Source organism: Pseudomonas phytophila, assembly GCF_025643095.1.
GTDB classification, from domain to species: Bacteria; Pseudomonadota; Gammaproteobacteria; order Pseudomonadales; family Pseudomonadaceae; genus Aquipseudomonas; species Aquipseudomonas quasicaspiana.
Genome location: NZ_CP081201.1, coordinates 2,960,428 through 2,972,094, shown reverse-complemented (window position 1 = coordinate 2,972,094; position 11,667 = coordinate 2,960,428). Strand labels below are relative to the sequence as shown.

9 protein-coding genes are annotated in these 11,667 nt (G+C 56.3%); 7 read left to right on the top strand and 2 right to left on the bottom strand.

Annotated features, from left to right (window positions below):
* Nucleotides 1-74 precede the first annotated feature (74 nt).
* Both K3169_RS13335 and K3169_RS13330 read left to right on the top strand, forming a co-directional pair.
* The gene (locus tag K3169_RS13335) at nucleotides 75-1,262 is read left to right on the top strand and encodes an MFS transporter (protein WP_263271892.1); all 1,188 of its coding nucleotides are present in this window, start codon (nucleotides 75-77) and stop codon (nucleotides 1,260-1,262) included.
* Nucleotides 1,263-1,295: 33 nt separating this feature from the next.
* Nucleotides 1,296-1,850, top strand: coding sequence for a nucleotidyltransferase family protein (locus K3169_RS13330; protein ID WP_027898988.1), 555 nt, complete (start codon nucleotides 1,296-1,298; stop codon nucleotides 1,848-1,850).
* Between the two features lie 27 nt (nucleotides 1,851-1,877).
* Here K3169_RS13330 and K3169_RS13325 read toward each other — a convergent pair whose 3' ends face one another.
* A complete protein-coding gene (locus K3169_RS13325; protein WP_027898987.1) occupies nucleotides 1,878-2,216 on the bottom strand; it encodes a DUF4440 domain-containing protein in 339 nt (112 codons plus the stop codon).
* Nucleotides 2,217-2,577: 361 nt separating this feature from the next.
* Here K3169_RS13325 and K3169_RS13320 point away from each other — a divergent pair, with 361 nt between their 5' ends.
* The 3 genes from K3169_RS13320 to K3169_RS13310 are packed head-to-tail and all read left to right on the top strand — an operon-like array spanning nucleotide 2,578 to nucleotide 7,727.
* Entirely contained in the window at nucleotides 2,578-4,854 is a 2,277-nt protein-coding gene (locus K3169_RS13320; protein ID WP_122703737.1) for an ATP-binding protein, read from the top strand.
* Nucleotides 4,854-5,315 (top strand): response regulator, encoded by a 462-nt coding sequence (locus tag K3169_RS13315; RefSeq protein WP_027898985.1) that lies wholly within the window; start codon nucleotides 4,854-4,856, stop codon nucleotides 5,313-5,315. The genes K3169_RS13320 and K3169_RS13315 overlap by 1 nt, the downstream gene beginning before the upstream one ends.
* Before the next feature lie 30 nt (nucleotides 5,316-5,345).
* Nucleotides 5,346-7,727, top strand: a complete 2,382-nt coding sequence (locus K3169_RS13310) for a hybrid sensor histidine kinase/response regulator (protein ID WP_122703739.1) — start codon at nucleotides 5,346-5,348, stop codon at nucleotides 7,725-7,727.
* 20 nt (nucleotides 7,728-7,747) lie between these two features.
* Here the strand turns inward: K3169_RS13310 and K3169_RS13305 are convergent, their stop codons facing one another.
* The gene (locus K3169_RS13305) at nucleotides 7,748-8,065 is read right to left on the bottom strand and encodes a hypothetical protein (RefSeq protein ID WP_231674759.1); all 318 of its coding nucleotides are present in this window, start codon (nucleotides 8,063-8,065) and stop codon (nucleotides 7,748-7,750) included.
* Nucleotides 8,066-8,681: 616 nt separating this feature from the next.
* Between K3169_RS13305 and K3169_RS13300 the strand changes: the two genes are divergently transcribed.
* Nucleotides 8,682-8,924 carry a hypothetical protein gene (locus K3169_RS13300; RefSeq protein WP_263272281.1) on the top strand — a complete coding sequence of 81 codons (243 nt, stop codon included), beginning with the start codon at nucleotides 8,682-8,684 and terminating at the stop codon, nucleotides 8,922-8,924.
* Entirely contained in the window at nucleotides 8,921-11,665 is a 2,745-nt protein-coding gene (locus tag K3169_RS13295) for a beta-glucosidase (RefSeq protein WP_263271889.1), read from the top strand. Before K3169_RS13300 ends, K3169_RS13295 begins: the two co-directional genes overlap by 4 nt.
* Nucleotides 11,666-11,667: the final 2 nt, after the last annotated feature.

Genomic DNA, 11,667 nt, shown 5'->3' with positions numbered 1-11,667 from the left:
CTCTAGACCCTCTCGCTGATATTTACCTGGAATCAGCGATGCAACTCCTGTCACCTTTTGAGATTTGAACACGCATGTCTATTCAGCAACCATCCGGGCACGTTTTGCCCGCGCGCTCCGCAGCCAAAATGGAAGCCGCCATGGCTGTTGGCGCCTTTGCTATCGGTACTGGCGAGTTCGCGATCATGGGGCTGATGCCCGATATCGCCAACAACCTGCAATTGAGCGAACCGCAAGTGGGCCACGCCATCAGTGCCTATGCGCTAGGGGTGATGGTTGGAGCGCCGTTGCTGGCGATTCTGGGCGCCAAACTGCTCCGCAAACATCTGCTGTTATTGCTGATGGCGCTGTACGCTCTGGGCAACCTGGCGACTGCGTTTACTCCGACATTTGGCAGCCTGATTGCCTTTCGTTTTATCAGCGGCCTGCCCCATGGCGCCTATTTCGGCATTGCTGCGGTGGTGGCTTCGAGCATGGTGCCCTCCAATAAACGTGCGGGCGCGGTAGCAAGGGTAATGATGGGCCTGACCCTGGCGATGTTGCTGGGTAACCCGATCGCTACTTTTCTCGGTCAATTCTTCGGCTGGCGATCTGCGTTCGCCCTGGTAGGAGCTATCGCGCTCTGCACGATTGGGTTGGTCTGGCGCTTCGTGCCTGATCGCCGCGATGAACCGCGCAGCGATCCTCGCAAGGAACTCCTCGCGTTCAAGAAACCGCAGGTCTGGATGGCCCTTGCGATTGGGGCCATTGGTTTTTCCGGAATGTTCTGTGTGTTCAGTTATCTTGCACCAACGATGCTGGAGGTGACGCGGGTTACGCCGCAGTGGATTCCCTTTGGTCTGGCAGCGTTCGGGGTCGGCGGCATCATTGGCAACATCGTCGGCGGCAAGCTGTTCGACCGCATGCAATTTCGCGCGGTGGGCCTGCTACTGGTCTGGTCGATGGCAGTGCTGCTGTTTTTCCCATTCGCAGCGGGCTCGTTGTGGGGCGTCATGCTGGGTATCGGACTTGTCGGAACGATGGTCGCGCTGGCGGCGCCACTGCAAATCCGTTTGATGGACATTGCCCACGAAGCACCCAGCCTCGCGGCAGCGTCCAACCATGCCGCGTTCAACCTGGCCAATGCGCTGGGCCCATGGTTTGGCGGGATGGCTATCACCGCCGGGCTCGGCTGGACGAGCACCGGGTATATCGGAGCTGCAACGGCCCTGGCCGGCCTGGGGGTCTACCTGATTGCGCGCCGTATGAACGGTGGGGATTGAGCGACATCGTTGTAATTGAGCGTAAGGAATACCATGACACTGACCGCAAACCGCCTGATCGACATCGCGATGTCTAACCCGCTGAACGCTGAAATAGTCACCCGGCTGCCGTCTCTGGGCCTCAGCCAATGCATGCTCACCGCGGGATGCATTTTTCAGGCGGTATGGAATCAACAATCAGGTCAGCCATCTGCGTGGGGCGTGAATGATTACGACGTGTTTTACTTTGATGAAGACCTGTCTTGGGAGGCAGAAAACGAAGTCATAAAGGCAGCAGCGCAACTGTTTCAGGATCTGGGTGTAAACGTCGAGCTCAGGAATCAGGCGCGCGTGCATCTCTGGTTCAGTGAGCGATTTGGCTATCCTTATTCACAACTCCACTCAGCCAGACAGGGGATTGACCGATTTCTTGTTGCTGCGACGTGTCTTGGTCTGGATATCGAAACGCATGAAGTCTATGCCCCGCATGGCCTTGCCGAACTGGAGCAAGGCATTCTGCGAATCAACCCGAATTACGCTCATCCCGAAATGTTTTTGAAAAAGGCGGCCAGCTATCAATGTCGCTGGCCCTGGCTGCGGATTGTTTAGCAACAGGTCAGCACTGGCGTAACGGCGCTATTCAACCTTCGTGCCCTGGTGAAAGGTCATCTGCCAGATGTCCCGATGCTTACGCCAGATCGAGCTACGCAAAGAGTTCACTGTGCTTTGGCACACATAAGTGATGAGTACGACATCAGCCGCCAATGCCCGCACCTGAACGTCACTCATGGACCGCGAAACAAAGGCCTCGGACTTTAAACCCGTAATCACATCGTCCTTGGTCCACACCCTGCCACTCGCACTAAACTCCATGAAGTCATCCGCGATCAAGGCCAGTACGGTTGCCTCGTCAGCACGCACGTCCTGTTGGAGCAAACGGTGCTCCAGATCTTCTATGTGAGCATGAATATTCATCGTCGCCTTCCCTGAGTGATGGCCGGGCTTCAGAAGAACATTATTGCCTGAATAACAGCCGCTCATGGTCATTTAGTCATAGAGGTGTGCCACCTGGACGGAACGTAAAAAAGCGACCAGCCTGTAAAAAAATGCTATAGGAGCTATTCGAACAGGGGTATTCAGACGAATGGATGTAAAAACTGGGGTATTAACAAAAAAAACGCCTCTAACCGTTTACCAAAGCACTAATCACAGCAATGAAGTGGTCATAATTTGATACTGTGTCATCGGATTTTTCGGGACGAATGCTATTCGGCCTTCTTCAGCTCATCACCTGAGCCTGTGCCTACCGTCTCAAAAGCCTTCAAAGGGGAAAGTTTTGACCGCGATCGACACTCATGCATCTCTGCAGGCTGCCATTGATAACTGCGCGCGCGAACCCATTCGCACGCCGGGTAGCATTCAGCCTCAAGGGTTTCTCATCGTTATTGATGAACCCGGGATGACGATCGTTCAGATCAGCGAAAACATTGCCCAGTGGCTGAATCTCGATCATGACGTGTTGCTGGGCAGCCACCTTGATTCCCTGGTCAAAGATGGCTCGGCATTCGTCGGGCAGTTGGGTGAGCTGGATGAAGATGAGGCGCAGCCTTACCACGTGGGTGACGTCACCTTTCTCAAAGGTGATCGTGCCGGGCAACACGTAGCCATGATGTTGCACCGTCACGAAGGCGTGCTGATTGCCGAGTTCGAACCGGCCGGCGACACCGTAACGGCGCATGGCAAGTTGTATCCACTGGTGCGTGCGTTCATCAGCCAGATGCGTGAAGAAGAAAGCGTCGACGAGCTGTGTGAACGCTCGGTCCGTTTTATCAAGCGCATCACCGGCTTCGGACGTGTTAACTCATACCGATTCGATGAGGCTGGTAACGGTGTGGTGAATGCCGAGCTGGCTGACGCGGACATGCCCAGCTATCTGGGCCTGTGTTTCCCGGCGTCGGATATTCCGGCTCAGGCACGTGAACTGTATTGCCTCAACCGCATCCGGATTATTGCCGACTCGAACTACACCCCGTCAGCGATCATCCCCGGCACCAACCCGAAGACACAGCGCCCTCTCGACCTGAGTTACGCGACACTGCGCAGCGTTTCCCCGGTCCACTTGCAGTACATGCGCAATATGGGCACTGGTGCCTCCATGTCCATCTCGATTGTGGTTGATGGAAAATTGTGGGGCCTGATTTCCTGCCACAACCCCACGCCGCACCCTGTCAGTTTCCAGACACGCTCAGCCTGCGAGCTGCTTGGCCGGGTTTTATCGTTGCAAGTGGAAACCAAGGAAGCTCATCTGCGTAGCCATCGCATGCTGAGCCTGCGCAAAGACATCGTTCACATGCTGGCGGCAATGGCCGACCAAGACAGCGTGTTCAAGGGCCTGCAATCCCTGTCAGACACATTCATCAGGTTCGTGGGTGCCTGCGGCGCAGCCGTGGTTTCCGAGGAAGAGTGCCACTTGTTCGGTCAGACGCCTGCCGAGCGCCATGTTCAGGCACTTGCCGAGTGGCTGGCCGAACGTGGCGGACCCAATGTCTTTCATACCAACAACGTCAGCCTCGATATCGCACCAATCCCGGGCCTGGCCAAGTCAGTGAGTGGCGTGCTGGCAGTGTCGATTTCCGAGCTGCATTCGAACTACCTGATCTGGTTCAAACCAGAACAGGCCAGGGTTGTTCACTGGGCAGGAAAACCCGAGAAAGCCGTGGATAAAAACGGCGCACTGAGCCCCCGCCTGAGCTTCGAGCTGTGGAAGCAGAATGTCGAAGGATATTCGTCTCCCTGGGAAGACGCCGAGCTGGAAGGAGTAGCGGAACTGCGTCTTGCCGTTCTTGGCATCGTGTTACGCAAAGCCGAAGAAATGGCGCAACTGGCCATGGAGCTCAAGCGCAGCAATAAAGAACTAGAAGCATTTTCCTACAGCGTTTCCCACGACTTGCGGGCGCCTCTTCGGCATATCGCAGGTTATGCCGAACTACTCAAGGACATGGAAGAGGTCAACCTCTCCCACCGCGGCCAGCGCTTCCTCGACACCATCGGCGAATCAGCCAAGTTTGCCGGTACGCTGGTGGACAATCTGCTGAGTTTCTCTCAGATGGGGCGCTCCGCCATGCGCCAGTCAGAGGTCAACCTGACGGCCATGGTCGAATCGATCCAGCGAGAAATGCAGCCCGATTACGAAGGCCGGACCATCGAGTGGCGGGTTGGCAATTTGCCAATCATCATTGCCGACCCGGCCTTTTTACACCTGGCGATGCGCAACCTGCTCGCCAACGCAATCAAATACACCCGCAATGAAACCATTGCTGTCATTGAAATAACTGCGGTTCAGGAGTCTCAAGGTGTTGTCGTCAGCGTTCGTGATAACGGCGTGGGCTTCGATATGCAATACGCCGACAAATTGTTTGGGGTCTTCCAGCGCTTGCACCGGATGGAAGAGTTCGAAGGCACCGGAATTGGCCTGGCCAATGTCCGACGAATCATCGAGCGCCATGGCGGCACCGTTCACGCGCAAGGCGTTCTGGGCGAAGGAGCAACGTTCTCTTTCACCCTTCCTTACAAAACACCTGAACCCAGTCGTCTGAGTACGAAGGAAAAATAATGCTCAAGCCAATTCTGCTGGTTGAAGACAACCCCAACGATCTGGAACTGACCCTGGTTGCGCTCGAACGCAGCCAACTGGCCAACGAAGTGATCGTTCTGCGCGACGGCGCGGAAGCCCTTGACTACCTGTTCCGCCGCAATGCTTACGCCGATCGCGTGGACGGTAATCCGGCGGTCCTGCTTCTGGACCTGAAACTGCCCAAGGTCGACGGGTTGCAGGTACTGGACGCCATTCGCCATTCCGATGATTTGCGCAGCATTCCGGTAGTCATGCTCACCTCCTCCCGCGAGGAAATGGACCTTTCACGCGCCTATGAACTGGGTGTTAACGCATACGTGGTCAAGCCTGTCGAATTCAAGGAGTTCGTCAGTGCCATCTCCGATCTGGGTATTTTCTGGGCCGTTCTGAACGAACCACCACCAGGTTCTGTCAGAGCTCAGCGTCGTACCAGTTCCTGACCCTAAATTGATTAAGCGCAGTCAGACTTAATGCCACTGAACGAATTAAAGATCCTCCTCATCGAAGACAGTCCGCAGGATGCGGAATTGACCCTTTTGTCCCTGGAGGCCAGTGGTATCAAAGTTGACTCGACCCTGGTGCACAATCACCAGGGTGCCTCCCAGGCGCTGGGCCAGGAGGTATTTGATGTGGTGCTGTGTGACTTCCTGCTGCCGGGTTCTTCCGGCGCAGAAGTCCTGAAAATTGCCCAGCAACTAGCGCCAGAAACCCCCTTCATTTTTCTCTCAGGCATTTTCGGCGAGCAACAGGCCGTGGAAATGATGCGCCTGGGTGCGGTCGATTACGTCCTTAAGCAAAACTTCAAGATGCTGCCCAAGGCCGTCAGGCGAGCGGTATCGGAAGTACGCGAAAGGACTCAGCGCCGTGCAGCGGAAACCGCCCTTCAGGACGTCGAAGTGCGGGCCAGACTCGCCATCGAAGCAGCAATGATGGGCGTCTGGGAAATTCAGCCATCCACCGGCCGTATGCTTTGGGATGAGCGCTGTAACGCCTTGTATGAAATCCTGCCCAACACCGTGGTCAACCTGCCTTTTCTTCTGGAGCGCTGCCATCCGGATGATCGCGCGCTCCTGGACTCAAAGATCAGTGCGGCCATCGCCAGGGAATCCGACTACCAGATCGAATACCGCGCGCTGATGCCGGGTGGCCGATCACGCTGGCTGTTCTCCAGTGGCCGCTCCGTGTTCGAAGACGGCCAATGTGTGCGCATCACTGGCGTCATGCAAGACATCACCGAGCGCAAGCAGGCGACCCGGGAGCTCGTTGAACTGAACGAGGTGCTGGGCGCCCGTATTGAGCAGCGTACCCGTGAGCGGGATCGAATCTGGGAGTTGTCCAGAGAGCTGCTGGCCGTGTTGCAACTGGACATGACCCCGATATCGTTCAACCCGGCCTGGGAGGCGACATTAGGCTGGTCCCATGAACAAATCAGCCAGATGCGCTTGTGGGAGTTGATCCATCCGGAAGACTTCGACACCACTCTCCACGAGCTGGAAAGCATCGCTCAGGGCAATGTATCGACACGTTTCGTCAACCGGATGAAGCATAAATCAGGTGATTACCGCTGGCTGTCCTGGACCATCGTGCCCGAGGACGGCTTGATGTATGCCGCCGTTCGCGACATCACTGAGGAGCGTGCGGTCATTGATGAGCTGGCTGCAGCCAACCAGCGCCTGCGTTCGCAGATCAGTGAGCGGGAACGCATCGAAGCCGACCTGCAACAAATGCAGCGTCTCGAAGTGGTGGGCCAATTGACCGCCGGTGTGGCGCATGACTTCAACAACCTGCTGACCGTGATTCTGACCAGTACCACTTTCGCGATCAGGGATATCGAACGCGGCACACTGGACAAGACCGTCAAGCGCTTGCAGAACGTCAAGGATGCTGGCGAGCGCGGTGCCAGACTCACTGCCCAATTGCTGTCGTTCTCTCGACGCCAACGCTTGCAACCCACAGCGATCAATCTCAACGACACTATTCGCGGCATGGGCACCCTTCTCGGTCGCGCACTGGGCGGCAGCATCTGGATCGAGACCGATCTGGCCAGTGATCTGTGGTACGCCATGGGCGATCCGACCCAGACCGAGATGATTATTCTCAATCTCGCGATCAATGCGCGAGACGCCATGTCCATGGGTGGGTCGCTGTGCTTTTCCACGTTCAACGCGGAAATCACTCAACCTGCGGTCCGTCCCGAGGACCCGGAGCCCGGCAAATATGTGGTGCTGGCCATCCGTGACTCGGGCAGTGGCATGAGCCCCGAAACCTTGCTGCGCGCGTTCGAGCCGTTCTACACCACTAAAGATGTCGGCAAGGGTTCAGGTCTGGGCCTGGCTCAGGTGTTTGGTTTTGCCAAGCAGTCAGGCGGCGGCGTGATGATTGAAAGTGAACTGGGCGTCGGCACCCGAGTTCTGGTCTATCTGCCCAGCGTGGATAAACCTGCTGTCCTGCCGGAAGAAAAGAATCCGAATCAGGCTCCGGCGCGGGTGGGTGGTTCACACACGATTTTGCTGGTAGATGATGACCCTGAGGTTCGGGCCGTGACCGTACAGATGCTCGAGTCCATGGAGTACAAGGTCAAACAGGCCAAGGACGGTGCGATGGCGCTGTCGATGCTGGACCCGAGCGTTGATCTGGTGCTGACTGATTTCGCAATGCCGGGCATGACCGGTGGCGAGCTGGCCAGCCTGATCCATAAAAAGTATCCCACCCTGCCCGTGCTGTTTGTCACCGGCTACGCCGATACCGACGTGTTGGGCCTCACTGGCTCCGCGGTGGTACAAAAGCCGTTTAACGAGATCGAGCTGAGAAACAAGCTGCACGACGTCTTGAGCAGCGCAGGCCGTCGCTGACACTCCTTTGTTGACCTCTCCTAAATCAGCAGGGCTGCGCCAATCTCGGTCAGCCCACTGATGATGTGCTGGGTGTACGGAAACGCCGGATCTTCATCCAGCACCCGCTCCGACACCAGCAGCCCCTCCTTTACCAATACATCCACAGCCACTACGCACTCCGTGATCGTTGGAACGCGTGCCTGGGAGCGAATCAGTCGGGTGTAAATCTGGCCGAACGTAAGCTTTCTGGAGCCTGCAAGATTGAGCGCCCGGACGGCAGTCAATACCGCGAGGTCAACCCTGTATCGGTCATCGACGGTTATCAGTCGGGGAGAATCAGCAAGGGGGGACGGCATAAGCGAAGGCATCTGAAGAATAAGTCGAAGAGAAGATGCTCTTCTGCCACAAACAAAAATCATAATAATGCACAGACTTTTACATCGCATGCGCACGATCACATACCCGCGTGGCAAACCGAGACTTTAGATACTAATTATCGCCACTGGACAAACAACTCTTTAATTCACATAGAGCGCCTGAAAACAGCGATAACCTGTTTATTAAAAAACATTAAACAGAAGAAACTCACCAGTAAAAACACCAACTTTCCACAGTGAGCAAAGCTTACCAGACCACTAAACCTAACTGCAATTAGGTTTACTAAATAGCAATTTTTAACTGATAAATCAGTTTTTAACCGCTATTTAAATCAATAAAACCCATATTTTTTAGCATTTTTCACCAATAAATCACGTTAAAACCGTTATTAACAGCCGGCAAAAGCGCGGGAAAACAGGAAAAAACAACGGTTAAGGCCAAGTGCCACCATTTAATAAAAACATTTAGACAAATATTCTATTCGTCAGTGAACTTTTAATCCTGGCGCTGGACTTAACGTTCGGCTGATCGCCGCAACCGCGTTTATTTATTTTCCCCACACCATTAATCGAGATTTAATCGATGACCAGACCCATGCTGTCTGTTTTCAGCGCAGTGCTGCTCTGCGCCCATAGTTTGTCTGCCCTGGCGGCAGACTCTGGTTCTGCAACCAACACTACAACTTCCACAGAACAGGTTCGCGTTCAGGTCGAGGCCAAGCGCGACCAACTGACTGGCGTTGCCAATGTCAGCACAGCATCGGCAAAAGGCCCGTCCGCCGTGCTCGACGCACCGGTGGTCACCGATGACGCTCCAGCGCAGGCGCAACGTCCATGACCCCTTCCAACTATCAGTCGATTGCCTACGCAAAAAGGACGCCCGCCTTGTCAGCCTTCAAACACACCCTCGGCCTGAGCCTGCTGACTTTCGGCATTCTGCAAGCCAACATGGCACTCGCAGCGGTGACGCCAGCCACCGGCAACGAGGTTGAAGCCCGTGTCAGCTCAATCCTCGACAACATGAACCAGTCCGAGAAGATCAACTTCACTCGCGTCAACGACGGACACATGATTCCGCCGCTGCTCAAGTGGGGCATCAAGGGCACCACGGCGTATGACTCGTCCATGGGCGTGCACGTCAACAACGCCACTTTTGGTGCGCAGTACCCGTCACAGTCTGCCCTCGCGGCGACCTGGAGCATCAACCGCGCCAAAGAGTTCGGCCTGGCCATCGCCTACGAAACCCGCATCTCGGGCGGCCAGCAAATGCTGTCACCGGGCGTCAACCTGTACCGCACGCCCTACAACGGTCGTTCTGCCGAGTACATGAGCGGTGAAGATCCATTCCTCGGTGCGGTTCTGGCTCCTGCAGTGGTCAACGCCATCCAGGCGCAGGGCATCCAGGCCAGCGGCAAGCACTACCTGGCCAACGAACAGGAAGCCAATCGTCAGGCGGTCAACGTCATCGCTGACGAACGCACCCTGCGCGAGCTGTATCTGCCAGGCTTCGAGTCGATGGTGAAAAACTCGAACGTCGCCTCGATCATGTGCGGCTTTAACAAAATCAACGGTGACTACGCCTGCGAAAACCACCACCTGATCACTGAAGTGCTCAAAGGCGAATGGGGCTATCAGGGCACTGTAATCAGTGACTTCAACGCCATTCACGATGCGTTCAAGGGTGCCTGGGCAGGGACCGATATCGACATGCCGTCGGGTCTGCAATTTACCGAAGCCAACCTGCTGCCGTATCTCTGGAGCGGTCAGCTGACCCAGAACGTCATCGATGACAAGGTCAAGCGCAACCTGCGCGCCATCGTCAGCTACGACTTCCAGGAAAACCTCAACACTGCGAAGACGCTGGACCATCCGGAGTACGGCGCACGCGCAGCATTGAACACCGCGCGTGAATCCATCGTGCTGTTGCGCAACGAAAACACCACGGAAGGCAAACCGCTGCTGCCACTGGCCAAGACTGCCAAAATCGCAGTGATCGGCGACTGGGCACACGAAGCACCGGCATCGCCATTCGGCACGGCCAACTCGCCGCCCAACAGCTACGTCACCGAGCTAAGCGGCTTGCAGCAACTGGCGTCGAGCAGCTCGAATGTCACTTATCTGTCCGAGCTGAGCCTTAACCCGAAATCCGCAGCCTGGTATCAGCCTGCCACGGGTAGCAACGGTGTGAACAACTCTGGCGTGAAAGCCGAGTACTTCTCCAACACCAGCTTTTCGGGCAGCCCGAGCGTGACCCGCGTCGAGCCGGGTGTGAACCTCAACTGGACCACCGGCACCAACGAAACCAACGCAGGCACCACCGCTGTATCCGGTTTCAGCCCTTCAGCGGGTGCGTTCTCGGCTCGTTTTACGGCGAACATCAAGCCGACGGTTTCCGGCGCTCACGTGTTCAAAGTGCGTGCAGACGGTCCTTACAAACTGTGGGTCAACGACGAGCTGGTGTTGCAGAGCGACGGCGTGCCGTACTCCGCCGACGTCGTGAACGCCATGACCACCTCTGGCAAAACTGCCGCGCTGGTGGCAGGCAAGTCCTACTCCGTGAAACTCGAATACCAGCGCGTACAGGGCAACTTCATCCCGGCACTGGGCGGTGTTACTGGCGTACAGATGAGCTGGGCTTCCCTGCGTCCGCCCAAGGATCTGTCGAAATACGACGCGGTAGTCGTCGCCACTGGCTCCAACTACGAGCATGAAGGCGAAGGTTCCGACCACGGTTTCGAACTGCCCGACCAACAGGCTGAGCTGATCAGCTTTGTGACCCGCGCCAACCCCAACACCATCGTGGTGATGCACGGCGGCGGTGTTGCAGACATGCAGCCTTGGGCAAACAAAGTCGGCGCTACCCTGCAAGCCTGGTTCCCGGGTCAGCAAGGCGGTCAGGCACTGGCCGAGATCCTGTATGGCAAGGTCAACCCATCGGGCAAACTGCCGATCACCATCGACAAGAAAATAGAAGATAACCCGAGCTATGCGTCCTATCCGGACCCGGCTGCTTACCGTGGCAACAATGCCCTGACCGAGATGACCTACAGCGAAGGCCTGTACATGGGCTATCGCGGTTATGACAAGAAACACGCAAAACCGCTCTACCCGTTTGGCTACGGTCTGTCGTACACCACGTTCGGTTATAGCGATCTGAAACTGTCGACCAACGTGCTGAGTCCTGGCGCTACCATCGACGTGAAGTTCACGCTGACCAACACCGGCGACAAGGCTGGCTTCGAAGTGGCGCAGCTGTATGTGCAACCGGTGAAACCTGCGGTTGATCGTCCGGAGAAAGAACTCAAAGGCTTCACCAAGGTGTACCTGCAACCGGGCGAGAGCAAGACCGTCAGCATCCCGATTGACTCGCGCTCCCTGGCCTACTACGTCGACAAGACCGCGAGCTGGGATGTGGATGCAGGCAAGTTCAAGATTCTCGTGGGTTCCGACTCAGAGAACCTGACCCTGAACCGCACTTTGACCACGCTGTTCCCGGAACACCTGACCACCCGCGACAGCAACCCACTGCCATTGCCGCTGCGCAAGGCCGTGCAGGTTAACGCCGCACAGACCTACTAAGC

What these genes read in the sequence shown, in the direction of transcription:
- K3169_RS13295 (WP_263271889.1), top strand. Translation starts at nt 8,921, where the DNA reads ATGACCCCTTCCAACTATCAGTCGATTGCCTACGCAAAAAGGACGCCC.
- K3169_RS13310 (WP_122703739.1), top strand. Translation starts at nt 5,346, where the DNA reads ATGCCACTGAACGAATTAAAGATCCTCCTCATCGAAGACAGTCCGCAG.
- K3169_RS13315 (WP_027898985.1), top strand. Translation starts at nt 4,854, where the DNA reads ATGCTCAAGCCAATTCTGCTGGTTGAAGACAACCCCAACGATCTGGAA.
- K3169_RS13330 (WP_027898988.1), top strand. Translation starts at nt 1,296, where the DNA reads ATGACACTGACCGCAAACCGCCTGATCGACATCGCGATGTCTAACCCG.
- K3169_RS13325 (WP_027898987.1), bottom strand. Translation starts at nt 2,216, where the DNA reads ATGAATATTCATGCTCACATAGAAGATCTGGAGCACCGTTTGCTCCAA.
- K3169_RS13335 (WP_263271892.1), top strand. Translation starts at nt 75, where the DNA reads ATGTCTATTCAGCAACCATCCGGGCACGTTTTGCCCGCGCGCTCCGCA.
- K3169_RS13305 (WP_231674759.1), bottom strand. Translation starts at nt 8,065, where the DNA reads ATGCCGTCCCCCCTTGCTGATTCTCCCCGACTGATAACCGTCGATGAC.
- K3169_RS13300 (WP_263272281.1), top strand. Translation starts at nt 8,682, where the DNA reads ATGCTGTCTGTTTTCAGCGCAGTGCTGCTCTGCGCCCATAGTTTGTCT.